Raw genomic sequence first — 24,651 nt, forward strand, 5'->3', positions numbered from 1 at the left:
GGCGGGGGTCATGAAGCATTCAGTACGCCCCCCCAGCAGCGGCTGCTTCACTCCACGCGCCAAGCGCTTGCGCCAGGGCGCAATCCGTCCGGCCCCTCACCACCCTTCAGGTCCCAGCCAGGGTCTTCACCGCCCCGGCTGGGTCTTCGCTGTATCGCTACGTCTCGAGCGCGTTCGCCACCTGCCCGAGCAGGCGCAGACGCGGTGCGTCCAACTTGCGCACCGTGCGCAGCAGCCGGCGGACTTCCGGGCGCTCACGGTATTCCGGCGGATCCTCCGCCAGCGTGGGCGCGCCTTCCACGCCCGCCATTCCCAAGAGCACGTCCGACGAGCAGTTGAGCACCAGGCACAGCTTGCGCAACGTGCGGACGCTGGGGAGCATGTGGCCGCGTTCCAGGCGGCCATACACCTCGGTAGCGATGCCAACGCGCTCGGCCACGTCGGCCTGGGTCAGCTCCAGCCGCTGTCGCGCCGCGCGGACCGCGTTTCCAATGAGGGTTGCCAGTCGTTGTTCCATGGCGTGCGGAAAACCTGTCGAAAAGAGGGCTTCGTCCCCCCGCATCAAAGGCGGAGAGGCACCGGGGAGAAGTGACGGCCGTTGGTTGCCTCGTGGAACACAGATTACGAGTGGGGTCTGACATTCCAGGGCTTCCGGGAGGGCCTGCTGGAGCGTCCGGAAGCGAGCGCTTCAACCCCTTGAGACGGATGCGTCTGTCGCGCCCCCCCGAGCGCGCGGAAGCCGAAAATTCGGCCTGCGCGGCGTTGTCAATGACGGCCCGGGACGCGTTGAAAAAAGCCCTGGTGTTTCCGTGGTTTACGAAGCGAGGACGTCTGACGTAGGGTAGGCCCCCCGGTAGGTGCCGGGAATCCGGTGCAAACCCCCGGTGACTCGGATCCGCAGGCCGCGCCGCGTGCCTCGCGGGGAGGCTGTTGAGGTCGTGAGCGACGAGCGTCCGGACGCGCTGCTCAAGAGCGCACTCGAAAAGATCGTCTACTTCGAGGCGCGTGCCCAACAGCTCCACAGCGAGCTGGCTTCGACGCGCGATGAGATGGAGCACCTCAAGCGCGAGGTCGCGGAGACGCATCAGCGCGAGCTGGGCCTGCGCCGTGAAGTCGCCGAGCTGGAGGTCCGCGTGGGTCGGCTTCAGGCCGAACGCGAGGAGCTGGCCCGGCTCAACCAGGCCCTGCGCGGCGAGCGGAACCAGATGATGGACAAGCTGCTGGACGTGGGGCGCATCCGCGCCACCGCCCAGGAGCGCGACGACGAGGACGATGACCTGGGGCTCGACCTGGCGTCGTTCATCTCCCAGCTTCGCAGCGAGGTGCTGCTGCGCGGTGAGGCGGGTCCGGTGGCCCGCGGGCTGGTGGTCCCCACGCGGCGCTCGCCGGTGCCGCTGCGTGAGACGGCTGCCAGTGTCCGCGTGACGCCGGCGCCGGTGAGCGAGCCGCCCGTGGCCGCTGTCGTCGAGGACGACGGCCTGTCGCCGGTGGCGCGTGAGGCGCAGCGCTTCCTGCAGGCGGGACGGTTGGGCGTGAGCGCGGCGCAGCACGCGGAGCTGTCCTCGCACGCGGGTTTCGGCGGGACGACGGATGAGACGTTGTTCGGGTTCTCCATCCGCGAGTTGTCCGCGCAGGACGGCGCGGCCCGGGTGCGTGCCGCGGAGCGATTGAAGGCGCTGTCACAGCCGGCCGCCGCGCCCGCGCTGGCGTCGGCGCTGCATGCGGAGACGGATCCGACGGCGCAAGTGGCGCTGCTCCAGGCGTTCGCGTCGCTGTGCCAGGAAGAGGGCGCGTCGGTGGTGTCGCCGCTGCTCGCGTCGCCGGTGCCGGAAGTGCGCATCGCGGCGCTCAAGGCGCTCCTGACGCTGGCGCCGAAGGACGCGGCGCCGCATCTGGCGCAGGCGATGAAGGACCCGGACCGCTCGGTGCGCCGCCGCGCGTCGCTGCTGGCGCTGGGCCTGGAAGGGGAGACGGCGCGGCGGCTGGGCGAGGAAGCCATCCACGATGCGGATCCGGAGGCGCGCGCGCTGGCCGCGCTGGCGCTCGGAGCTGGCGCTGGGGCGAACGCGCGCACGCTGCTGCTGGGCGCCTTGGGTGACCGTGAGCAGCGCGTTCGCAAGGCCGCCGCGCAGAGTCTGTCACGCATCCTGGGGCAGGACGTGTCGTCGGTGGTGGACCTGGACGAGACGCACCGCCGCCGGGAGATTCGCCGGCTGGCGACGTTGCCCGTGAAGCCCGTGCAGGCGCGGCTGGAGCAGCCTCGGCCGGTGGTGGCTTCGGTGCAGGCGGTCGCGCCGGCAGTGGTTGTTGCCGCGGTGGTTCAGGCGCCGGTGGCGGCGGTCGAGCAGCCCGCTCATGTGGTCGCCGCCGTGGGGGCTGCGAATCGGCAGGCCGTCACCGTCGGCCTCGCGCAGGGCGCTGGTCCGGTGGGGCCTGTGCAGGGGCGAGTGGGCCCCGCGGGAGCGCCGGTGGCTCCGACGCCCGCGCCGACGCCACAGGCCGCCGCTCCCGTGCAGCGTCCGCCCACGCCAGCTCCGCAGACCGCCGCCTCCGCGCAGCGTCCGCCAGCGCAACAGACCGCCGCCCCCGTGCAGCGTCCGCCCGCGCCAGTTCCGCAGGCCACCCCAAGCCATTCCAGTCCCGCGCAGGCTCCGCGCGCCCCGGCCGCCGCTCGCCTGTCCCCCGTCCAAGCGGCCTTGGTGGCCATGGGCGCGGTGCCCGGGCAGGCCGCCCCCGCGCCGCGTGTTCCCGCTGCCGCCGCGGAGCCGGCCCGCCCGGCGGCCCCCGCGCGCCCCAGTGCGTCACCGGTGGAAGCCCTCTGCACGCAGATGCTGGCCGAAGTCCGCGTCGCCGTCCGAGGCCGCTCGCTCGTCGAGCTGGCGGTCGCGCTCTCGGCGCCCTCGGAGCTCGCCCAGGAGGCGCTCACCCTGTTATCCGCCCGGGGAGCGGTGATTCGAAGGGGGCACAAATACTTCGCCGCTTGAGGCAAGGTAGCCGTCCCGCACGTCTTTCGAAGGGTCGTCCATGGAAGCGCCGACGTACAGCTCCAAGCAGGTCGCCGAGATGCTCGGCGTGTCCCCGAAGCAGATTCCGGAGGAATCGCGGAAGGACGCCTACACGCCGGACGACATCTGGGAACTGCGCACCACGCTCGACCGTTTCCCGGCGCGCCTCGGCCACCGCCGCCAGCTCTTCCTGAACTTCAAGGGCGGCACCGGCAAGACGTCGCTGTCCACGTCCTACGCCTGGCGCCTGGCGGAGCTGGGCTACGCGGTGCTCCTCATCGACCTCGACAGCCAGGGCCACGCCACCAAGTGCCTGGGCTACGAGGGCGAGGACTTCGAGAAGACGCTCCTGGACGTCCTCGTCCGCAAGACGCCCCTGGCCAAGGTCATCCAGAAGTCTTCGCTGCCCAACCTGGACTTCGTCCCGTCCAACCTGACCATGTCCACGGTGGACCTCGCGCTGATGCCCATGGCCGGCCGCGAGTTCAAGCTGCGCAACGCCCTCAAGGACGTGGAGGCCCAGTACGACGTCGTCGTCTTCGACGCGCCGCCGTCCTTCGGCCTGCTCAACCTCAACGCGCTGATGGCGGCGAACGACTTGTTCGTCCCCGTGCTCGCGGACTTCCTGTCCTTCCACGGCCTCAAGCTGCTGTTCGAAACGGTGCAGAGCCTGGAGGAGGACCTGAACCACGTGCTCGACCATGTCTTCATCGTGGTCAACTCCTTCAACGCCACCTTCAAGCTGGCGAAGGAGGCGCTGGAGGCGCTCCAGACGCACTATCCGGAGTTCCTGCTGCCCACCATCATCCGGCAGTGCACCAAGTTCGCGCAGGCCTCCAGCGAGGGTCGGCCGGTGTTCGTCGCTGACCCCTCGTCCAAGGGGGCCAACGACATCCAGGCCATGATTGACAACATCCTGCCCCGGCTGGTGGCCGCGGCAGCCGTCGCCCAGACGAAGGGCACCCAGCAGGCCGGCTGAGAACCATGAAGAAAGCCTTTGAACAGAACGTGTCCCGCGCCAAGCCGCGCCTCCGCCTGGGCGCGCTGACGGGCCTCGTCGACCCCGTCGAGCCCACGCCTCCCGAGCCCGAGGCCGAAGCGGCCCCTGAGCCCGTGGCCGAGGCCCCCGACCTCTCCGCCGAGGTGCGCGCCCGCATCGAGCGCGCCCGCACCCCGCGCCCCAGCGCCGCCCAGGCCATGGACGCCGCCCTGCGCGAGCCGGACGACGCGCCCGTCTACGAGGAGCCCCCGCCGGAGCCCGAAGCGGTCGCCGACGTGCCCGTGACGTACGGGGCTCCGCCGGAGGCGGAGGCGCTGCTCGACACCGAGCCGCACGCCGGGCCCGTCACCTTCGCCGCGCCGCCTCCGGCGCTGCACTTCGACGCCGTCAGTCCTCCTCCGGAGGCGCACCCCATGACGCAGGCCTCGGCTCCCGTGTCCATGTCGCACGTCACCGCCACCGTCGCGGAGCCGGTGGCCCGTGTCGAAGCGCCGCCCACCGAGGTGGAGGTGCAGCGGCCGGCCCCGCCGCGCGAGGACGGACAGGACTCCTCGGCCCGCCGTGAGCGACTGAAGGCCCGGCTCAAGGCGGTGCGGGAGAATCCGCGCCCGGAGCCGCTGCCCGCCACCGTGGCGGAGGCGGGTCAGCGCGCCGTGGAGCGCATCACCCACCTCCAGGCGGAGCTGGTGAAGGTGAAGGCGCTCAACCTCTCCCTCACGCAGGACCTGGAGGTGTCGCGCCGTCAGGCGGAGAAGGCCACGGAAGAGGCCCGCCTGCGCATGGACGAGGCGCGCCGCCTGTCCTCGGAGATGGAGGGCCGGGTGAAGCTGCTGGCCGACCTGGAGCGCGAACTGTCCGCGCTGGAGGGCGAGCGCGACGAGGCGCTGCTGTCGCTCCAGGAGACGCGGCAGGCGCTCCAGGCCGCCGCCAAGGAGCGCGAGGCCCTGGAAGAAGAGGTCGCCCGCGGCAAGCAGTCCCTGGTGGACAGCCTGGCCGAGGAGGAGCGGCTCGCCGGTGAGCTGGAGTCCGCCAAGGACGAGTCCACGTCGCTGCACCGCGCGGTGGAAGCGCTCCAGGGAGAGCGTGACGTGCTGGCCCAGCAGGTGGCCTCGCTCACCGCCGAGCGCGCCGAACTGCTCGAGGCGCGCAAGGCCCTGGAGTCTGTGCACCGGGCCCTGAGTCAGGCCACGGTGCGCTGAAGCCGCCCGGCTACTTCCCGTCCTTCGCCACGCCGCGTGCGTTGTTTCCACCGCGCACGGCGGCGAAGGCGGGGCTGAGCGGCGGCGAGCGGAGCCCTTCGGTGGCCAGTCCACTGAAGGCCCCGGCGGGCTGCTTCAGCGCCTGGACGTGCGAGAGGATGTTGCGCCGGCGCTCGTCCTTTCCCGGGTGGTTGGCGAAGGTGCTGCCCCCGTCCTTCGTCTTGGCCAGCAGGGCGAGGTAGTCGTCCGGCGTGTAGCCCGCGGAGAGCATCAGCTCGACGGCGATCCGGTCTGCCTCCAGCTCCTGCTCCTTGGCGTTCCCCTTGTCGATGAGGTCGATGGTCTTCTCGCTCAGGTGGCCCAGCAGGCCCGGGTCCTTGTCCAAATCCAGCGTCCCGTCGCCATTGCGGCCCGTGGAGAGCACTTTCACCGCGGTGGGGGAGAGCACGGCCTCGCCGTAGGTGACCAGCTCGCACGTCTTCACCTTCGCGTCGCCGTACTGGTGGATGGCGTGCTTGAGCGTGACGTGGGCGATTTCGTGCGCCAGCACGCCGGCCAGTTGTCCTTCGTTCTCCAGTCCCTGGAGCAGCTTCCGGGTGACGAAGACGTAGCCACCGGGCGCGGACATCGCGTTGAACTGGGACGTGTCCTGGAGCACGCCGAAGGTCCACTCGAGCGTGGGCCGCGCGGATTGCGCCGCCAGGTTCTTCCCCACGACGTTGACGTAGCGGTGGAGCGCGTCGTTGGGGCCGTCCAGCAGCAGCCCGCCACCCCGCCGCACGAAGTTGATGGCCAGCGCGCCGCCCAGGGCGTACTCCTCCTGCACGCTGGGGGCGGCGCGCAGCTTCTTGCACGTCTTGGCTTCCTCGGACGCGGCGCTCAGCTTCCCCAGGATGTTCTCACCCCGGGTGAGCGAGGACGCATTGAAGCCCTTGCAGGACGCCGTCAGCGCGCCCATGCCCACCAACGCCAGCACCTTCCAGCCCGTTCGCATCATCGGTTGCCGCTCCGCTTGTTCGTCCCGGCCTTCGCGACCGTGTCGCTGGCGCCCACCACCGGGAAGAGCCCCGCCGCCGTCACGTGCGCGGCGATGTCCGCCGTGGACACGGACTTCGCCAGCGTCTCCAGCGCCTTGATGTCCCGCACGGCCTTGCCGTGGTCGCCGCCCTTGTCCTTGCCGTACTGCTCCGCGCCGGGGCTGAGCGCCTTCACCGCGGCGCCACTGGCGACGAACTTCTTCGGATCCACCTGCTGGGTGCCATTCCCTTGCGTCACCAGCTCCATGTTGGGCGGCGTGGTGGACAGGTTCGTCTGGAACACGAAGCCCGTCTTCCCGGTGGCCGTGGTCACCCGGTGCCACTGCTTGTGCTTCGCATCCGCGCCGCCCCACGTCACCCGCTCTCCGGGCTGGAGCACCGCCACGGCGTTGTCTGAGCCAGACGGACTCGCCTGCACGCGCGTGTTCTTCGCCTTCACGTACAGCGGCTCGCCGACCTTCACGGCCGACGCCCCCGCCGGAATCGCCAGCGCCAGCAGGGCTGTGGTCCACGCCACCCGCGTCTTCATCCCCATGTCTCCCCGGCTCCTTTCCGAACCGCTCACTTGTCCAGGTTCGCCACGCCGTCGAAGTCCTGCGGCGGCGCCTTCACATATCGTTGACAGCGCTCCAGCAACGCCTGCGTGGGCCCGTCCTCCGGGTCCTCCGCGCGGCGCGCATTCAGCACCGCTGCTGCTTCCTCGAACCGCGCCGCGCGGTAGAGCGCCAGCGCCGCGTGATATCGCTCCACCGTCTCCCGCGTGCGCGCGTCCAGCCCGCCCTTGAGCGCGAGCAATTCGTACACGGTGACGGCCTCCGTCTTGCCTGCCACGCGCACCCGGTCCAGCTCCCGCACCTCGATGTGCTCGCGCGCCAGTTCGTACGTGCGCGGGCCAATCATGATGACGGAGCCATAGGCCTTGTTCGCGCCCTCCAGGCGCGCGGCCAGGTTCATCCCATCGCCAATCGCGGTGTAGCTGAAGAGCTGCTCGCTGCCGAAGTTGCCCACGAAGTTGACCGCGGTGTTGACGCCGATGCGTGTGTACATGTCCGGCAGCCCCTGGGCGCGGAACTCGTCGCGCAGCCGGTCCACCGCCGCCTTCGCCGCGAGCGCGCCCTTGCAGCCGCGCAGCGCGTGGTCCGCCTGTCGCATCGGCGCGCCAAAGAGACACACCACGGCGTCACCGATGTACTTGTCCAGGCACCCACCTTCCTTCAGCAGCGCCGCGCTCACCCGCGTCAGATACGTATTGAGCAGGCGCACCAGGTTGCGCGGGTCGTCCTTGAAGCGCTCGCTGAAGGTGGAGAAGCCTCGGATGTCGCTGAAGAAGGCGGTGATTTCGACATTCTCCCCATCCAGCCGAGGCAGCTCGCGCTGGGCAATCATCTGCTCCACCAGCTTGGGCTCCATGAAGCGGCTGAAGGCCTGCCGGATGAAAGCCGTCTCCTCGTTGGCCACCAGGTGGTTGAAGGCCACCGCGCTGACGCTGGCCAGCACGCCCGCCAGCGCGGGCAGGGCGGTGAGCACGTAGGTGTTCGTCAGTCCAAGGACGGGGCCCGTCACCCAGCTCATGCCGGCGTAGAGCCCCAGCGGCCACGCAATCTCCAGCGGCGTCCAACGCATCGTCATCAGCAGCACCACCGACACGAAGGCCACCGCGAAGACGAGCGCCAGACTCACCCCCAGCGGCGCGCGGGTGATGAAGCGGCCGTTGCCCAGGAGCGTGTCCAGCACCGCCGCCTGTTTCACCACGCCGGGCTCATGCGACGAGAAGGACGTGGCCTTGACGTCGTTGAGGCCCACCGCGTTGCCGCCAATGATGACCACCTTGTCGCGGAAGACGTCCGGCGTCAGCCCCGTGGGTTGGCCCTGTCCCCGGTGCACCCACGCGTCGAGCACCGAGATGAGCGGAACGCTCGTGAAGCGGTCATGCAACTGCCCGCCGAAGTCGATGCCAGCGCTGCCATCCGCATCCACGGCGTAGGTGCGCGAGCCCAGGCGCAGCGTGCGCCCGGAGAACTCGATGGCGCTGGCGCCCAGCAGGCCCGCGGCCACGCGCACCGGCAGCGTCGCGAAGGCATTGGGACCATCCGAATAGACGAAGCGCGTGCGGCGCATGAAGCCGTCGGCGTCCGACTCCGGCTCCACCAGCCCGAAGCCATCCACCGCGCCCACCAGTACGGGAATGGGCGGCACCGGGTGGCTGGGCAGCCGCTCCCCCGAGGACGTCGCGTAATCCAGCGCGGGCAGCATCCGGCCGTTCGCGCGCACCGGAAACGCGATGGCCCGGGCAAGCTGCTCGGGAGAAGCGGAGGGAAGGACCGCCTCCGGGGCGCCGTCCTCGAACGTCTCCGCGCTGGCATCCTCCGGGAAGGTGTCCTCCTCCTGAACGGGGCTGTCCACCACCACCGCCGCGCCGAAGTCAGCGGGGGGCAGCAGCGGCGCGTTCGCGTGGGTGGAGACCCCCAGGTAGAAGGGGGTGGACGTCTCGTGGAGCACCTGCGCGAAGGCCAGGTCCATGGATTCGTCCGTGCCGCGCTCGTCCATGACGGCGTCGAACACGATGGCCCGAGCACCCTCGGCTTCCAGCTGTTCCACCACGCGCGCCCAGAGGTTGCGGCTGTAGGGCCAGCTTCCGAAGTTGAGCGCGTACTGCTCGTTGGCGCGGATGCGCTCCAGGCTCGGCTGGTCGATGGTGACCAGCACCACCTGGGATGACACCTCGCGCCGCGCGGTGAATCGCGTGACGACGGTGTCGTACGCGGAGCGCTCCGCATCCTCCAGCAGGCCGCCCAGCTTCGCGTCGAAGTGAAGGCAGACGGCGGCCAGCGTGGTGGCCAGCACCGCCACGCCCAGCATCAGCCGCCAGTGGTTCTGCCACCGTGAACGGACCGTCTTCCAGCGCTCGCCTGCCACGTCCCCGTCCCCCTCTTGAGAAGCGTGCTGGAGTGGACACTACTCCAGCGGCAGGGGCGTGGGCAGTCACCTCGCATGTCTGGGTGCGTCGGCCGTGTACTCACGGAGAAAACCCGGCTCCCGCTGCTCATCTCGGGCCCGCGAGCCAACCCGCGCCTTGACACGCTGGCGGCCCGCTTCCAACTCGCGCTGGATTCGGAGGCGCAGCACCTCCTCTGGGGGGCTGGCTGGCCGCGGGTGTAACGCTCAGAACGACGAGCCCGGCTCCTGGAGGAAGACAGATTCCTCCGGAGTCGTCGGGCGGCCCAGCGTCACGTTGCGATGCGGGAAGCGGCCGAAGCGCTGGATGACGTCCCGGTGTTGCCGGGCGTAGTCGAGCGCTCCCCGGCTGTCCGCGTGATACAGCGCGAGCACCTCGAAGAGGGCCACTGACAGCCGCTGGTCGTTGACGGACTCGCTGTGCTCGAAGGGCAGGTACATGAACCACCGCCACAGCGGCGGCAGGGTCATGTCCAGGCCTCGCGCCAATCCGTGCCGGGCCACCTCGCGCGCCCGCGCGTCCGAGGCGAAGGCCTGGGGCGTGCCGCGGAAGAGATTGCGCGGGAACTGGTCCAACAGCAGGAGCAGGGCCACACAGCTGCGAGGCTCGTCCCGCCAGTCGTCCAGCTCGCCCTCGGCGGCGCGCTCGACGGCGGGCAGGAAGCGGCGCCGGCATTCATCATCGAAGGCTTCGTCCCGCAGGAACCACCGCTCGCGTGGCTGTCCGAACCAGAAGCCCAGGATTTCCTCTGCGCTCACCATGAGACGCCTCTTCGTCAACGAGGGGAAGCCACCTTGTACACCGGCGCCAGCCGGGGTGGCGGCTGGGAGGCTCCGGTACCACCTTCCACCCGACACTGGCGGGTGCTCCGCCAAGGGAGGACGCGGATGGACTGGACGCTGGAGCCGACGACACGAAGCATCCCTGACCCGGTGCGGCGCACGGCGCTCAACCCCACGCTGCGCACGGAGTCCGTGGTGGCGCTGGGCATCTTCGGCGCCCTGACGTTCGGCGCGGCGGCCCTGGGCGCTCGCGTCAGTTCGGTGGACACGCGCTGGTACCGGCGTCTGCGCAAGCCCTCGTTCCAGCCGCCAGCGAAGGTCTTCGGCCCGGTGTGGACGGTGCTGTATGGCCTCATCGCCCTTTCGGGTTGGCGTGTATGGACGGCGCCCGCGGGCGCGGCCCGCTCCCAGGCCCTGGCCTGGTGGGGCATCCAGATGGGATGCAATGCCGCCTGGTCCTGGCTCTTCTTCGGCAGACACCAGCCTCGCCGCGCCCTGGCGGACAACCTGGCGCTGCTGGGCAGCGTGACGGCGTATGTCGCCGTCACCAAGGACGTGGACCGCCCCGCGGCCTGGATGGCGATGCCGTACCTGGGCTGGGTGGGCTTCGCCAACGTGCTCAACGCCGAAATCGTCCGCCTCAACCCCTGAGCCACCTCCCGGCCCTAGTTGCGCAGCTTCGACGGCTTGGGCGGGTTCATCGCAAGCACGGTGGCGAAGTAGCGGGCCTGGCTCTCCGTGGTGCAGCGCACCTCCTGGATGCGTCCGCCCACCTTCACGCGGACGAGCCAGCCTTCATTGTCACGAGTCCAAGCAGGCGTGTCGGTCGTCATGGTCATCCTCCCTCAAGGTGCATCCTCCGCCTTTCGATAGAGCAGCCGCCATGCCAGTGCTGGAAGCGTGCGAATCCAGGCGCTTCCCCCGACCTCTTGACCAATGGAAGACACCCACACCTGTCATTTTTGCGGAAGGCGGGGTGGCGGAGTTTCAGTGGATGAGCTGTCCGGGTTCCTCGACGTTCGGCTGCGCGGGAGCGCCCGCCATCAACGGCAGGGCGACGTGGAAGGTGGAGCCATGGCCTGGCTCGCTCTCCACCCAGATGCGCCCGCCGTGGCGCTCGACGATGTCCCGGCTGATGTAGAGCCCCAGCCCCAGTCCACCGAAGGAATGGGCGGAGGCGTTGCGCGCACGGAAGTACCGGTCGAAGAGCAGCTTCTGCTGGTCCGGAGGGATGCCGATGCCTTCGTCGGAGACAGACAGGAGCGCCAGCCCGCCGCGCTGGCGCAAGGTCACGCGCACGGTGCCTCCATTCGGGCTGTACTTGAACGCGTTCTCCACCAGATTGGCGAGCACCTGCTCCATCCGGAAGGGGTCCACGTTCACCTGCACGGGCTGCTCGGGCGCGTCGAACCGCACGGTGTGGTTGCCGCGCTGGGGCTCGAGCTCGTGGAGGACGTGCTCCACCAGTCCTTCCAGCCGGGTGGCCTCCCGGTGAAGGGCCAGTCGTCCCGCCTCGATGCGTGAGGAATCCAGCAAGTCGTTGATGAGGCTGGTGATGCGCAAGAGGTACAGGCGCGTCTGACGCAAGGTGGAGGACTCCACGCGCTCGCCACGCGCCAGCCGGCGCTCCAGCGTGGCCAGCCGGAGGCTCAGCGGGGTGAGGGGTGTCTTCAGCTCGTGTGAGGCGATGGACAGGAAGTCGTCGCGCACGCGGATGGCCTCCTGGGCTTCACGGTACAGGCGCTCGCGCTCGCTCTCCGCGCGGCGGCGCTCGGAGATGTCCTCGAAGATGCCAATGCCGCCCTCGACCTGTCCGGCCGCGTTGAAGGAGGGGGCGAAGCGGACGTGGACCGGCGTCTTCTTGCCAGAGGTGATGGCGCGGTACTCGCCTTCGGAGTCGCAGGTATGTCCCGCCAGCGTCTCCCGGACACAGTGGAGGATGTTCTCATCCCGGAGCGACAGGAGGTTGAGGCCCACCAACAAGCGCTTGGGCGAGCCGATGATGCTCACGAACAGCTCGTTGCACGCGATGACGATGGCGCTCCGGTCGAAGTAGATGATGCCCAGGGGCGCGTGCTCCACGACGATGCGGAAGAGCGCGTCGCCAGGAACGCTCTCCGACTCGCGTCCGTGCAACGTGCGCTCCACGGGCTCGGCCAGGATGTCGACGACCTCGTGCAGGCGGCGGAAGTTGAGGACGATGCGCTCGTCGCGGCCCTTGCCGGAGGCGCCCACCGTCAGCTCTACCATGATTTCAGCGCCGTCCTTGCGACGCGCGAGCACCCGGGTCGCGCGCCCTCCGAGCGCGGTCCGCCGGGAGAGCAGGTGGCGCAGCAGGCTCTCGCCTTCATGGCGGTGCAGCCGCTGGGGAAAGAGCCGGGACGCCGGCTGGCCGATGAGCTCCTCCTGTGTCCATCCCAGCAGGCGCTCGGCTGCGGCGTTGAGGAAGCAGATGTTCTCACCGGCGTCGCAGGCCACGAAAGGGTCCACGGCGGCATCCAGCCACGCGCTGAGCTCGTCGATGCCTGAGGCCATGCTCTCCTCGGAAATCCGCCGGCCGTCGTTGCCAGCGTCCCGGGACATGGGAGCTCGAAACGCCTCGACGCGAAATGCGGAGGGCGTGTCCCTTTCCATACAAGTAGGCATTGGAGGCACAGCCCGCGCCTCCCACGTCGATGGTCGGCGTGCGGACGCCAGGTTCGACGGGCAGGCGAGCGGGCGGGCCCCTGTCTAGCGACGCGTGGCCTTGCGTGTCCGGCCACCGGCCTTGCGCGCGGCTGTCTTCGTGCGCGCCGTGGCCTGCTTTCGCGCGGGCTTCGCGCCTCCGCGCGGTGGACGCGGCGGTTCGGGTGGCTTCAGCGCGAGCCCTTCCAGCCGCTCGCGCAAGGCCCGCGTCTCCTCCTTGAGGCGGTCCATTTCTTCGCGCAGCGATGCCACCTCGCGGGCCTGCGGTTCACCTTCGCGCAGGAAGCGCACCGTCTCGCGCGCCGCGCGCCGGGCGACGGCATCCAGCAGTGGCGTCTCCTCCAGCGCGGGCACCAGGCGTGAATCCCCCAGCGTACGCGCCGCCTCGAAGACGCCCATGCGCACGCGGAAGAGCGGGTCGCGGAGCAACTCCGCGAGCAGGTCCACGGCCTCGCGCTTGCGAATCGCGACCTCCGCCAGCTTCGCCACCGCGAGCGTGGCGGCGCGGCGCAGCGGAGCCGCGTGGCCGTAGGCGGTGCGCGCCAGCACCACCGAGAAGGCAGCGGGGTCCTGAGACTCGGCGAGCCCATCCACCGCGCCCACGGCGATGACGTCCTGGTACGAGGGTCGGGTGCTTGCGGCCTCCAGGACGCCCAACGCGTCCGGCGCGCGCACGCGGCCATAGCTGCGGGCGGCCTCCGCCTCCACGAAGTAGCTGGTGTCCCCGCCGTTCACCAGGGCGCGCAGGCGGGCTGTCACCTCCGCGTCGCGACGGAACTCGCCCAGCGAAGCCACCACGGCGCGGCGCACGCGGGGATGTTCGGTGGACAGCGCGTCCAGGAGGTGCGCGCGGGAATCGGGGCTGCGGATGCGGCCCAGGGACTTCGCGCACGCGGCGCGAGTGCCCCAGAACAAACGCGCGTCCGCCAGCGCCGTCCCCAGCGCGTCCACGGCGCGGGGGCTGCCGTCGCGTCCCAGGGCCACGGCGGCTTCGGTGCGCGCGCGCATCTCCGGAGCGGCACGCAGCTCCTCCATCCAAAGGCCCGCGGACTTGTCCACCGTCAGCGTGCCGAGCACTCCGCGCCGAGGGTCCACTCGCACTTGCGAGGGCGCGCTGGGGCAGGGCAGGTGGAACGCGTGCTCCGCGTCCGTCACCTCCAGCCGGTGGACGGTGTCGCGGCCGTCCACGGTGAGCGCCACCTCCAGCGGCAGCCGGAAGAGGGGCACGCCGTCTGCCGTGGACTGCGTCTGGCGGACCTGGAGGCGCAGCCGTGCTTCCTCGGCGTCGTAGCGGACGTCGACCTTCAGCTCGGGGTGGCCGGGCGCGAAGACGTACTGGTCGAAGAAGGCGTCCAGGTTGTGGCCCGTGGCGTCCTCGAACGCGCGGGCCAGGTCCACCGTCTCCACGGAGCCGTGGCGGTGCCGCGCGACGTAGTGACGCAGGCCCTTGAAGAACAGGTCATCGCCCAGCCGGCGGCGCAGCTCGTGGAGGACCAAGCCGCCCTTCTCGTAGAGGTGCCGGTCGAAGACATCCATGGGCGCGTGGAAGCGCCGCGCGACAATGGGGCGGGCGTAGCGCTCACGCGCCTCGCCCAGGTAGGCCTCCAGGTCCACGAGCCGGTGCTGGTCGGCCTCGTCCTGCCCATCGGCGCGCTCCTTCCAGAGCATCTCGAACCAGGTGGCGAAGCCCTCGTTGAGCCAGCCGTGGGGCCAATCACGGCAGGTGAGCAAGTCACCGAACCACTGGTGGGCCAGTTCGTGCGAGACGAGCGGCTCTGCGTTGTAGTCCGGCTGGGCGCGCGCGTCGTGGAGGACGGTGTCGGTGAGGCTGGTGGCGGAGGTGTTCTCCATGCCGCCCAGGATGAACTCGGTGACGAAGACCTGGGCGTAGCTGCTCCAAGGGTAGGGCTCGCCGGTGACTTCCTGGAAGACGCGCACCATCTCCGGGGTACGGCGCACGCAGCGCAGTGCGTCCTCCTTGCGGCCCTTGGGGAAGAGGTAGCGCAGGGGAACCGTGCCAGCCGTGTCGGTGGCCTCTTCAAATTCACCCACCACGAGCGTGACGAGGTACGGCGCGTGCGGCTGCTCCATCCGGTAGTGCTGGGTGCGGCGGCCGTCGTGGACGCGGTCGCTTTCCAGTGTGCCGTTGGACAGGGACGTCATCGCCTCGGGGAAGGTGGCGATGACCTCGGACGTGGCCTTCTGGGCGGGCGTGTCCAGGCAGGGGAACCAGGCGCGCGCGTCGATGTCCTGGCCCTGCGTCCAGGCCTGGCGGGGACGGTGGGGATAGGCGGCGTCGGGAGCCCAGAAGTAGAGGCCACGGCGAGGCCGGGCCGTATAGCGGATGGCCACCTCACAGGCCTGCCCGGCGGCGAGCGGCGTGGACAGCTCCACGCGGACGTGGGCGCCGGAGTTGGAGAAGCGCGAGGCGCGGCCGTCGACCTGGACGTCGGACACGTCGAGGTCCACCGCGTCGAAGGTGAGGGTGTGGACGGGACGGACGGCGGAGACGCGCGTGGTGCACAGGCCGGTGATGCGGTGGGTGTCGAAATCGAGGTCGACCTCGATGCGGACGTGCTCGGCGCGGACCGGCCGCTCGGCGGCGTAGTGCTCGGTGGCGCCAGGAAGGGAGAAGGGACGGGGGCCGGAGGGGATGGATTCGGAGGCGTGACGGTGGCAGCAGCGCATGGGCACTGGGGACTCTTCCGCAAGCCCGCGCCACCGTCGAGGAGGAGTGCACCCTGGGGCCGATGAGCGTCGTGTATCGACGAAGTCATGAAGATGACGCCAGGGTCGCGCCCCTCCCCACTGGGGTGGTCATGACATTCACCTGAACACACGCGGAACGGCGTCGACCGGGTAGTCTCTGACCACCGTGCAGTGGGTCCTCTTCTTCTCCGACAGACAGGTGCGTGAGCAGCTCTTCGCCCGGGTGGATTCGACCCGTGGGTTGTTGCTGGTGACTGGGGTCCGGCACGGCGCGGCCATGCGTCCTCCGGAGTCGCGCGAGCCCTTCGCCACGCTGGAGAGGCTCCACGGCGACGTGTTGTCACAGGTGCTGGTGGCCGATGAGGGCACCTCGGATGGCATGTGGAGAGACCCGCTGGGGGACCTGGGCGACCGGCTTCACCCCGGCAGCCGGGATGACGCCTACGCGGCGTCCACGGGCTACCTGCTGCTGCGGGACGGCCGGCCCGCGGCGGTGGTGCGCAAGCGGGGCACGCCGTTCGAGGACCTCTGGTTCCTGCAAGAAGCCCTGAGCAAGCTCACCCCTCGCGTGCCCCCGCCGGACCCGGCCCAGCGGCCAGGACGTCGCCGCGCGGAGCCCGCGCCCCGCTCCCCCCCACGGCCCGCGAGCGGTGGCACGAACGCCCGCGCCACGGGCACGCGAGAGCGGACCGGCTGGGACGATGAGGCCACGCCGCCCCGGGGTACGCGCGTGCCGCCGCCCGCGCCGCCGAGGAAGGACCCGTGGACGGTGCTGGGCATCGCGCCCGGGACGCCCCTGGATGAGGCACGCAAGGCCTTCCGGGCGCTGGTGGTGCAGTACCACCCGGACAAGGTGGCGCACCTGGCGCCGGAGTTCCACGCGCTCGCCGAACTGCGCACGCGGGAGATTCTGGACGCGTGGGAAGAGGTGGAGCGAGCGCTGTCCGGAGGGACGTGAGCCCGCGTGGCTACAGCAGTAGCGATGTCGGCGGAGGCGTGATGAGCGTCTTGCCGCTTTCCAGGGCGAAGCGCGCGACGATGGGCATGTGGTCAGACAGCCCGTGGAAGCGGCTGCGGAGGTCCCCGAAAGGCGACGTCTCCTGCGTGTCGAGCCAGCGCACGCCCGCGCCGGAGAACACGTGGTCCAGGTGCATCCGCATGTGCATGAAGCCGGCGGTGGGAAAGCCGCGCGGCAGGTTCGGGTCAATCTGTCCCACGGCGGCCTGTGCGCAGGTGAGCCGGCCATCGGTGGTGAGGTAGCGGTACACGGGCGACGCGGGCGGTGAGTTGAAATCTCCGCACACGATGTAGGGCTCGTCACCGGTCAGCCCTTGCATGAACTCCGTCAGCTTGCGCGCCTCGTGGAGCTGGTTGACGCCGCCGCCCATCTTGTCGCGCGTGGCCCAGAACTCACGGGCGAAGGGCGTGGGCAGGCTGAGGTGGGTGTTGAAGATGTGGAAGGGGTGCCTGTCCTCGCGGCGCAGCAGGCGCATGTGCGCGCAGATGCGGCTCTGCTTCCGGTCCTTGAGCCGTTGGACGTGGTGGTGGGTGATGGCCTGGGGTGCGCCCACGTTGTGCGTGGCCACCTCCAGCTTGCGCGTGTTCACCAGCACCGCCAGCCCGGTGGTGTAGAGGGACACCTCGCGGAGCTTGTAGTGGTGGGCGCGGAAGTAGAAGGCCTCGTAGGGCATCTCCCGGCCCAGCCTGTCAAACGTCTCCACCATCCGGCCCATGAAGGCGGTGAGCTGCGTCTCGCCCGGTTGCTTGGGCCGGTCGGCGATGTTGCTGCGCAGCGAGGACGTCTCCACCTCTTGCAGGCAGACGACATCCGGCAGTGGGTCCAGCGACGCCAACGCCGCGGCGACGCGCCGCTTGGGGCCCACGGTGCTCGCCAGGCCGCGGAGCATGTGGCCGAAGTAGCGGACGTTGTAGGTGACGATTCGCAGCGGGGATGGGCTCATGGGCAGCGCGCTGGCCCCCTCCAGTGGGCCTCGGGAGGAAATTACTAACCGCCAGGCGCTCCGGCTTGGGATGGCGTCAGGCACCTGACACTCCTCGGGCCTGCCTGCCCGGCCGTACTGCTCGTGCGGGGAGACGAGGACACCGCGCCAAGATGCTCTTCACCTGGCAACGACTGGATCCGGGTTCCAGCCACCCTGTGGTTTTCTGCTGAAGGTTCCGGGCTCGCGAGGGGGGACGAGGCCCGGCGACCGGTGACGGGTCATCAGCGGTGTAACCGAGGGAGGGCTGTTCATGCGGGGATACACGTGGGGTGTGGCAATCGCATCCATGATGGGGCTCATGGGATGCGGCGAGGACGACACGTATGTGTATGACGTGACGCTGGATGCGGCGGCCCTGAGCAACGTCCCGAACGAGTGCTCGGGCCAACTCAAAGCACAATTTGAAGGAGACGGCCCGGCGACTGGAATCGAGGCCCAGCAACAGTGGCGCCTTCAGCGCGGGGAGATGGATTCGATGACGCTCGAGATGCCCGATCTCAACATCCGGGCTCCGGGTATCGCTGGGTACAACGTGGACGCGGACGACGAGCCGGACATCTTCCACGGCTCAGTCGGCGCGGACGGTGGTTTTCAGTTCGTGCAAACCAAGGTGACGAACTTCGGGTTCGAGTGGGGGGCCTACCAAGCGTTCAGCATTGTCATCACGAACAAGCACTTGGACGACACCATCCACGGCCATCTGTGGTTCCGAAGTGAGCACCTGGTCGCGCCTCCGGAAGCCGATTGGGATGAGGCGGAATGCGTCGTGACCATCCCTTTCACGGGCAAGCGCGTGAAGGAGTAGGCTCCGCCGCTCGCGCCGCAGCGGCGCGAGCCCTGTGACGGAAGGAGCGGAGACCGATGCGTGGAGACCAGTGGGGCGCCATGGCTGCCGTGGTGATGGCGCTCACGGGATGCGGCGAGGACGACACGTACACCTACGACGTGACGCTGGACGCGGAGACGCTTGCCCAGGTGCCGACGGAGTGCAGCGAGTTGGTTGAACCTGCCCAGGGGCCCGCGGTCGGCCTGGACGCGCAGCAGCGCTGGACGATTCGCCGCGGGGAGATGGACTCGATGTTCCTCGAGGTCCCCGACATCGACTTCCAGACGCCGAACAACGCCTACGTCATCAACGGCGACGGCGAGCCGGACGTGCTCATGGGCTCGGTGGGCGCGGACGGCGGCTATCAGTTCATCCACATCCAGACGCGCCTGGATGAGGAGCACAAGCTGTCCGCCCTGGGCAACGAGCACGCCTTCCGCATCGCCATCAACAACAAGGACCTGGATGACGCCATCCAGGGCACTGTCTGGGTCCGCAACGAGCACGTCGAGCGGGACCCCGTCAACGGCTCCACGATAGCCTCCGGCTGCGCCTCCGCCGTCCGCTTCACCGGCCGCCGGGTGACGGAGTAGCACGCTTCATCCGCACCACCGTGTCCAGCAGGTGCTCCAGCGTCGCCTGGGGCTCGGTGCACAGGCCGGAGTGCACCGGCCCCGTCTGGATGATGGTGCTGCGAGGCGCCACCACCCAATGCCAGCGCTCCTTCTGGGATAGCTGGCCAATGGGCCCCGAGCCCTTCCCGCCCTCGCACACGCGGCGGAAGCTCTCCAGGTGGCTGCGAATCATGTCCACGTCCACGTCGGGCCACAGCGCCTTCAGCCGCGCTTCGTCCGGTTCCACGCGCACGCCCAGGAATCGCTGGGTGGCGCAGAAGAGGACGACGCCCGCGTTGATGAACTCCTCGCGCTCCACGCGCGGGACGACGCGGATGATGGCGTAATCAAACGAGCTGGGCGCGGGCACGGTCCGCCTCCTCGATGAACGCGGGCACGGCTTCCAGCCGGCGCAGCAGCCAGGTGGCGTAGGCTGCGCGGTGGGCCTCGGCGGTGGGGAAGGGGGACTCGGTGCTCGTGAGCCACTCCTCCGGAATGGCCCCGACGATTCGCTCCACCACCTCCCGGGTGATGCGCGCGCCCAGGTGCTTGCCGGCCTCCGTCAGCGCCGTGGCCCACGGCAGCAGCACGTGGTCCTTGATGGGCGCGAAGCGGCCCTGGCTGCGCGCCTCCCAGTCGTCCCACGAATGGTGGAAGTACAGCGAAGCCCCGTGGTCGATGAGCCACAGCTTCCGGTGCCAGGTCAGCATGTTCGGGTTGCGCGGCGTGCGGTCCACGTTGGTGATGTACGCGTCGAACGCGACGATGCCGGACGCCTCCGCGGCACTGGGCGCCGGGTCCGCCACCGGGTCGAAGGTCACCGACGCCGGAAGGTAGTCCAGCGCCAGGTTCAGGCCCGCGCTGGCCTTGAGCAGCTCGCGAATCTCGGAGTCCGGCTCGTTGCGCCCCAGCGCCGGGTCCAACTCCACCAGTACGAGCTCCGGTACCCGGAGTCCCAGCTCCCGGGCCATCTCCCCGGCGATGAGCTCGGCGATGAGCGCCTTGGCGCCCTGTCCCGCGCCCCGGAACTTCACGACGTAGAGCCCCGCGTCGTCCGCTTCGATGATGGCGGGCAGCGAGCCCCCCTCCCGCAGTGGCGTCACGTAGCGCGTGGCGGTGACTGTCCTCGGCATCCTGATCTCCCGTCCCGGCCGCGAGAGGCCGGGACCTGCGCCGGCATGTAGCATGTCGCAAGGCGTCCGAAGCCCTGGATACCGTGTACTGGAAACTTTCTCCGACACGGTGCGACAATCATTTATCGGCGTTTTTCTCTGCCCCCCACGGAGCACCCCCACCATGGAAATCTCTCGCAAGCCGAAGTCGCCCGTGCCGCAGTCCACCCGCGCTGGTGACACGGCCAAGCCGGCCGCCGCGGGCAAGGCCGTGGAGAAGGCGCCGGTCCAGACGGCGAAGGACGGCTTCGACTCGGCGCCCACGGGTGGCGCGCGGGGCTCCAACTTCGTGGACCGCCCGAAGGGCAACTTCGTGGACCGCCCCACGGGCCTGCCCCAGGGCACCCCGTCTGCGCTGCCGGCCTCGGCCTTCACCTTCGGCTCCGGCCACGTCGCCGTCCGTCCCTTCGCGGCGAGCGCGGCCCGTGCGCCCGTGACGCTGACGGCGTCCGCCACGCCCAACGCGAAGGTGAACGACCTCCAGACGACGACGTCCACCGTGTCCTTCGACCAGGACGTGAAGCTGGACTCGCTGAAGCTGAACCTGGACCTGGCGCACACCTTCAAGGGTGACCTGGTCGTCAAGCTGACCAGCCCCTCCGGCAAGACGGAGACCCTCCACAACCGCAAGGGCGGCAGCGCGGACAACATCAAGGGCACCTTCGACCTGGCCGCCTTCAAGGGCGAGTCCACCAAGGGCACCTGGACGCTCTCCGTCGAGGACAAGGCACGCCGCGACACGGGCACCCTGAAGAGCTGGAGCCTGGACGCCGCCGGCCAGACGACGGGCACGGGCCCCATCGAGGAGCCGAAGCCCCAGCTCTCCGGCCCGCCGGTCATCGCCGTGTTCGACGGTGGCGTGGACTTCAAGCACTCCGACCTGGATGACGCGATGTGGGTCAACCCGAACGAAGTCGCGGGTGACGGCATCGACAACGACGGCAACGGCGTCAAGGACGACATCTACGGCTACAACGTCGGCTACAACAGCGGCGACGTGATGCGCGGCAGCGGCACGGACCACGGCACGCACGTGGCCGGCATCATCGCCGCCGAGGACAACGGCGAGGGCAACACCGGCGTCGCCGCGGGCAAGGCGAAGATCATGAGCCTGGGCGGCCTGTACAACGGCGCGGACCTGCTCACGAACTTCGAGCGCGGCGTCGACTACATGGTGAAGATGAAGACCGAGCACGGCGTGAACATCCGCGCCGTCAACGCCAGCTTCGGCAATGAGTACCGTGACGCGGCCTCCGTGAAGCGCTGGACGGACGCGGTGCAGAAGCTGGCCGACGCGGACATCCTCCTGGTCGCGGCCACGGCGAACGGCTACGGCAGCAACCTGAATGACGTGGCGGACATGCCCGCCAACATCGACCTGCCCAACGTCATCACCGTGGCGTCCATGGACAAGAAGAACGACAAGCTCGCGGACTTCTCCTCTTACGGGGACAAGGTCGTGGAGCTGGCCGCGGTGGGCGAGGACGTGCTGAGCACCGTTCCGGGCGGCGGCTGGGAGGAGATGAGCGGCACTTCCATGGCCACCCCGACGGTGGCGGGCGCCGCGGCGCTGATGTTCGCCGAAAACCCCAACCTGACGGCCGCGCAGGTGCGTGACCTGCTGGTCCAGACGGTCGAGGTGGACTCCGACCTCAAGGGCAAGGTGAGCACCAGCGGCAAGCTGGACATCGCGGCCGCCGTCGCCGCCGCCAAGGCCACGCTCGAGGACGACACCACGGTCGCCGGGCGCTGAGCCGGTCCTGAGATGACGCAGCGAAGAGCTCCCGGTGCTCAGGTGCCGGGAGCTTTTTCGTGTCCGAATTGGTTGTGAAAAATTGAATTGCGCACTATTTATTTCCCATGTCGAAGGATGATCCGCTCAGCCTGGACCGGCAGATCTGCTTCCCGCTCTACGCGGCGGCTCGGGCGATGACGCAGGCGTATGCGCCGCTGCTGTCGCGGCTGGGCCTGACGTACCCGCAGTACCTGGTGTTGCTGGTGCTGTGGGAGACGGACGGGGAGACGGTGAAGGGGATGGGGGAGCGGCTGTACCTGGACTCGGGGACGCTCACGCCGCTGCTCAAGCGGATGGAGTCTCAGGGACTGGTCCGGCGGGAGCGGAGCGCGGAGGACGCGCGCTCGGTGCGCATCTACCTGACGTCCGAAGGGCGGGCCCTGCGCCGCAAGGCCACGTCCATCCCCGAAGCGATGGCCTGCAAGTTGGGGCTGACGCTGGAGGAAGCGACCCGCTTGCGCCGCGACGTCCAACGTCTTTTCGAAGTGCTTTCGCAGTCCCACGTTGATTCCGCGAAGTAACGCTCAAGGAGAACACCATGGCTCCCGTCGCTATCAGCCCGCTGTACAGCACCTCCGCCACCACCCACGGTGGCCGCAACGGCCGCGTGAAGTCGGAGGACGGCGTCCTGGACCTGCCCCTGGCCATGCCCAAGGAGCTGGGGGGCGCGGGCGGCACCGTCACCAACCCGGAGCAGCTCTTCGCGGCGGGCTACTCCGCCTGCTTCGAGAGCGCGCTGCGGCTGGTGGCGCGCATGCAGGGGAAGAACCTGAGCAACGATGCGGGCGTGCGCGCCACCGTCACTATCGGCAAGACGCCGGACGGAGGCTTCGGGCTCGCGGTGGAACTCCAGGGAATCCTGCCGGGAGTCCCCAACGACGAGGCTCAGAAGCTGATGGCGGCGGCTCACGAGGTGTGCCCGTACTCGAAGGCCACGCGCGGCAACATCGACGTGAAGGTCTCCGTCGCCGGGTAGCCGCACGGGATGTGTTCACGGGGGACGCGCGGGAGTTGATACCGTGCCGCGATGTCGAACACGTCACTGCCCGCTCCCGCGCCTCGTGCGTCTCTCACGCTCATTGCCCGGGAAAAGGGAACGGAACGAAGCTGGTCCTTCGAGCGCAGCGGCGCGGTCGTGACGCTGCGCGAAGGTCCGCTCGGTGGGAAGCCGAAGCAGACCGAGAAGGCGTTTGAGACCGAAGCCGAGGCGCTCGCCTTCTGCGACAAGAGCCTCCGCGCGAAAGTGGAGAAGGGGTTCTTCTCCGCCGGGTTGGGGCTCCGTGCGGTTCCTTTCTCGGAGCTGCATGCCGAGCTGAAGGTCGCTGGGAACGGCGAGAACGACACCGCTCGCGTCCTCGTGCATGACGGTGACCTCGTCATTCCGCACGACCTCATCCTCGATGACGGGTTCGGCCTTCTCGCACCCGAGAAGGAGTCACCGCCTTACGTGGGGCTCCTGGTGCGGGGAACGCTCACCGTCGAGGGCTGTCTGCTCAACTTCGAGGACGACACAGGGCCCTTTCTCCAGGTGGAAGGTGCGCTCGTTGCCAGCGGAGTGGGTGTCGGCGGCTCTCAGCTTCGAGTCAATGGGAGCGTTCGCACGGGCGAACTCGTCGGTGTCTACAACCACGGTCACCTCGACGTGGGTGGCGACCTCGATGCTCGCATTGTGGCCACCGAGCACGCGGTGACCGTCGCCGGAAAGACGAACGCGTTGCGCTACCTCGGATGGGGCGCGAGCATCTTCCCGGTGACAGATGGCGTGGAAGACGCGAGCGACCCGCACGATGCCAAGGGCGTCTTCGTCTCCGGTGTCCTCAAGAAGGCCGAAGGCCAGGTGGACCTTTCGCTCGCGCGCAAGCGTCTGGCGGAGCGCAAGCCCATCCTGCTCGATGCGCCAGTGAGCGTCCGCGCGGAGTTCCGTAAGCAGATGGCCAAGAAGCTGGAGGCGCCCGACAAGCTCAAGAGTCTGGCGCTGACCCACAAGAATCTCGGCACCCTGCCCGCGGAGTTGTTTCACTTTCGCCGGCTGGAGAAGCTCGACCTGACGGGGAACAAGCTGCGCAAGCTTCCCGAGGAGCTGGGGCAGCTCACTGAGCTGCGAGAGCTTCGACTACGCGGCAACGGCTTGCAGGAGCTGCCGGACTCGATTGGTAACCTCGAGAAGCTCGTCCACCTCGACCTGGAGGCCAACTGCCTTTGGCGGCTTCCGGACTCCCTGGCGCGCTGCACCGAGCTGCGCACCATCAACCTCATCAACAACCCCTACTCGTATCTCCGCGCCTCGTTCGGAGGGTGGAGCAAGGTGAAGGTGCTTCGGGACTTCCCCGAAGTCCTCACGCGTCTGCCGAAGCTGGAGGTATTGGAGTTCAAGGGCACCTTCTTGCGCGGACTTCCGACGCGCGCCTTCGACAGCAAGGCCTTGCAGCGGGTGAGCATCAAGGACTCGCTCATCACCGACGTCGACACGGCGCTGCACCCGTTGGTCGAGGTCGACCTGGAGCACGCGAAGCAGACGGCCGCTGACTTCGTGAGCTTCTGGTTCGCGCACGACACCGTCCACCTCGAGGATTTCTATGATGCGGCGGCTCGGCGATACGACTTCACCGACGTCGTCGCGCTGGTCGGCCTCCTGCTGGAGAGCGCCGTTCCTGTCCCCGCGTCATACGAAGGCGTGCTGGCCACCTGGAAGCATCAGATTGACCGGGTGGGCCATGTCATCGACCGGAGCGAAAGAAATCCGGAGCACGCACGTGCGCTGTTCGGTGCGCTCCGGGACGCGCTCGACACGCTCGGCGAACCGTACGGAACGAACGCGCTCGTGGACGGCTTGCGCATCCTGTTCGACGAGCGCGCGCGAGCCTAGAC

22 protein-coding genes are annotated in these 24,651 nt (G+C 69.3%); 11 read left to right on the forward strand and 11 right to left on the reverse strand.

The features are described 5' to 3' along the window. Positions 1 to 157 precede the first annotated feature (157 nt). Positions 158 to 517, reverse strand: a complete 360-nt coding sequence (locus tag F8M74_RS22445; protein ID WP_026114223.1) for a helix-turn-helix transcriptional regulator — start codon at positions 515 to 517, stop codon at positions 158 to 160. 421 nt (positions 518 to 938) lie between these two features. Between F8M74_RS22445 and F8M74_RS22450 the strand changes: the two genes are divergently transcribed. From F8M74_RS22450 to F8M74_RS22460, 3 genes are read left to right on the forward strand one after another with little or no spacing between them, the layout of a single operon-like run. After that, positions 939 to 2,984 (forward strand): HEAT repeat domain-containing protein, encoded by a 2,046-nt coding sequence (locus F8M74_RS22450; RefSeq protein WP_228560221.1) that lies wholly within the window; start codon positions 939 to 941, stop codon positions 2,982 to 2,984. Between the two features lie 40 nt (positions 2,985 to 3,024). Next, the gene (locus F8M74_RS22455) at positions 3,025 to 3,984 is read left to right on the forward strand and encodes a ParA family protein (protein ID WP_011550766.1); all 960 of its coding nucleotides are present in this window, start codon (positions 3,025 to 3,027) and stop codon (positions 3,982 to 3,984) included. A 5-nt stretch (positions 3,985 to 3,989) separates the two neighbouring features. Continuing rightward, a complete protein-coding gene (locus F8M74_RS22460) occupies positions 3,990 to 5,204 on the forward strand; it encodes an extensin-like protein (RefSeq protein WP_141254740.1) in 1,215 nt (404 codons plus the stop codon). Between the two features lie 10 nt (positions 5,205 to 5,214). Here F8M74_RS22460 and F8M74_RS22465 read toward each other — a convergent pair whose 3' ends face one another. The 4 genes from F8M74_RS22465 to F8M74_RS22480 all read right to left on the reverse strand — a co-directional run bounded on the left by F8M74_RS22465 (position 5,215) and on the right by F8M74_RS22480 (position 9,958). Next, complete coding sequence (locus F8M74_RS22465) at positions 5,215 to 6,201, reverse strand: M48 family metalloprotease (protein ID WP_141254739.1); 987 nt, start codon at positions 6,199 to 6,201, stop codon at positions 5,215 to 5,217. Further along, entirely contained in the window at positions 6,198 to 6,776 is a 579-nt protein-coding gene (locus F8M74_RS22470) for an SH3 domain-containing protein (protein ID WP_171410078.1), read from the reverse strand. The genes F8M74_RS22465 and F8M74_RS22470 overlap by 4 nt, the downstream gene beginning before the upstream one ends. Before the next feature lie 26 nt (positions 6,777 to 6,802). Then, a complete protein-coding gene (locus F8M74_RS22475) occupies positions 6,803 to 9,157 on the reverse strand; it encodes a CHASE2 domain-containing protein (protein ID WP_141254737.1) in 2,355 nt (784 codons plus the stop codon). Positions 9,158 to 9,403: 246 nt separating this feature from the next. After that, positions 9,404 to 9,958: a DUF924 family protein gene (locus F8M74_RS22480; RefSeq protein WP_141254736.1), complete on the reverse strand. Its 555-nt coding sequence runs from the start codon at positions 9,956 to 9,958 to the stop codon at positions 9,404 to 9,406. Positions 9,959 to 10,084: 126 nt separating this feature from the next. Here F8M74_RS22480 and F8M74_RS22485 point away from each other — a divergent pair, with 126 nt between their 5' ends. After that, positions 10,085 to 10,630: a TspO/MBR family protein gene (locus tag F8M74_RS22485; RefSeq protein WP_216619641.1), complete on the forward strand. Its 546-nt coding sequence runs from the start codon at positions 10,085 to 10,087 to the stop codon at positions 10,628 to 10,630. 14 nt (positions 10,631 to 10,644) lie between these two features. On the opposite strand, the gene F8M74_RS22490 is transcribed toward F8M74_RS22485, so the two are convergent. The 3 genes from F8M74_RS22490 to F8M74_RS22500 form a co-directional block, all read right to left on the reverse strand. Beyond that, a complete protein-coding gene (locus F8M74_RS22490; protein ID WP_162295036.1) occupies positions 10,645 to 10,812 on the reverse strand; it encodes a hypothetical protein in 168 nt (55 codons plus the stop codon). A 154-nt stretch (positions 10,813 to 10,966) separates the two neighbouring features. Beyond that, positions 10,967 to 12,562, reverse strand: a complete 1,596-nt coding sequence (locus F8M74_RS22495; protein WP_141254734.1) for an ATP-binding protein — start codon at positions 12,560 to 12,562, stop codon at positions 10,967 to 10,969. A 147-nt stretch (positions 12,563 to 12,709) separates the two neighbouring features. Further along, complete coding sequence (locus F8M74_RS22500; RefSeq protein ID WP_171410077.1) at positions 12,710 to 15,352, reverse strand: M1 family aminopeptidase; 2,643 nt, start codon at positions 15,350 to 15,352, stop codon at positions 12,710 to 12,712. A 187-nt stretch (positions 15,353 to 15,539) separates the two neighbouring features. Between F8M74_RS22500 and F8M74_RS22505 the strand changes: the two genes are divergently transcribed. Beyond that, positions 15,540 to 16,331 carry a J domain-containing protein gene (locus F8M74_RS22505; protein WP_141254732.1) on the forward strand — a complete coding sequence of 264 codons (792 nt, stop codon included), beginning with the start codon at positions 15,540 to 15,542 and terminating at the stop codon, positions 16,329 to 16,331. A gap of 10 nt (positions 16,332 to 16,341) precedes the next feature. Here the strand turns inward: F8M74_RS22505 and F8M74_RS22510 are convergent, their stop codons facing one another. Beyond that, positions 16,342 to 17,334, reverse strand: a complete 993-nt coding sequence (locus F8M74_RS22510; RefSeq protein WP_141254731.1) for an endonuclease/exonuclease/phosphatase family protein — start codon at positions 17,332 to 17,334, stop codon at positions 16,342 to 16,344. A gap of 313 nt (positions 17,335 to 17,647) precedes the next feature. Here F8M74_RS22510 and F8M74_RS22515 point away from each other — a divergent pair, with 313 nt between their 5' ends. Further along, positions 17,648 to 18,181 carry a hypothetical protein gene (locus F8M74_RS22515; RefSeq protein WP_228560219.1) on the forward strand — a complete coding sequence of 178 codons (534 nt, stop codon included), beginning with the start codon at positions 17,648 to 17,650 and terminating at the stop codon, positions 18,179 to 18,181. A gap of 56 nt (positions 18,182 to 18,237) precedes the next feature. Further along, on the forward strand, positions 18,238 to 18,795 hold the full coding sequence (locus F8M74_RS22520) for a hypothetical protein (RefSeq protein ID WP_141254729.1): 558 nt from the start codon (positions 18,238 to 18,240) through the stop codon (positions 18,793 to 18,795). Here the strand turns inward: F8M74_RS22520 and F8M74_RS22525 are convergent. After that, a complete protein-coding gene (locus F8M74_RS22525) occupies positions 18,770 to 19,186 on the reverse strand; it encodes a DUF3037 domain-containing protein (RefSeq protein ID WP_141254728.1) in 417 nt (138 codons plus the stop codon). The genes F8M74_RS22520 and F8M74_RS22525 overlap by 26 nt on opposite strands. Beyond that, positions 19,164 to 19,949 (reverse strand): HipA family kinase, encoded by a 786-nt coding sequence (locus F8M74_RS22530; RefSeq protein WP_141254727.1) that lies wholly within the window; start codon positions 19,947 to 19,949, stop codon positions 19,164 to 19,166. Before F8M74_RS22530 ends, F8M74_RS22525 begins: the two co-directional genes overlap by 23 nt. Positions 19,950 to 20,112: 163 nt before the next feature. On the opposite strand from F8M74_RS22530, the gene F8M74_RS22535 reads away from it, so the two are divergent. The 4 genes from F8M74_RS22535 to F8M74_RS22550 all read left to right on the forward strand — a co-directional run bounded on the left by F8M74_RS22535 (position 20,113) and on the right by F8M74_RS22550 (position 24,649). Beyond that, complete coding sequence (locus F8M74_RS22535) at positions 20,113 to 21,741, forward strand: S8 family serine peptidase (RefSeq protein WP_141254726.1); 1,629 nt, start codon at positions 20,113 to 20,115, stop codon at positions 21,739 to 21,741. A 107-nt stretch (positions 21,742 to 21,848) separates the two neighbouring features. Further along, positions 21,849 to 22,304, forward strand: coding sequence for a MarR family winged helix-turn-helix transcriptional regulator (locus F8M74_RS22540; protein ID WP_141254725.1), 456 nt, complete (start codon positions 21,849 to 21,851; stop codon positions 22,302 to 22,304). Positions 22,305 to 22,321: 17 nt separating this feature from the next. Next, the gene (locus tag F8M74_RS22545; protein ID WP_141254724.1) at positions 22,322 to 22,759 is read left to right on the forward strand and encodes an organic hydroperoxide resistance protein; all 438 of its coding nucleotides are present in this window, start codon (positions 22,322 to 22,324) and stop codon (positions 22,757 to 22,759) included. Between the two features lie 51 nt (positions 22,760 to 22,810). Next, positions 22,811 to 24,649 (forward strand): hypothetical protein, encoded by a 1,839-nt coding sequence (locus F8M74_RS22550; RefSeq protein ID WP_141254723.1) that lies wholly within the window; start codon positions 22,811 to 22,813, stop codon positions 24,647 to 24,649. Positions 24,650 to 24,651: the final 2 nt, after the last annotated feature.

It is taken from the genome of Myxococcus sp. CA023 (assembly GCF_010998615.1).
Classification (GTDB): Bacteria; Myxococcota; Myxococcia; order Myxococcales; family Myxococcaceae; genus Myxococcus.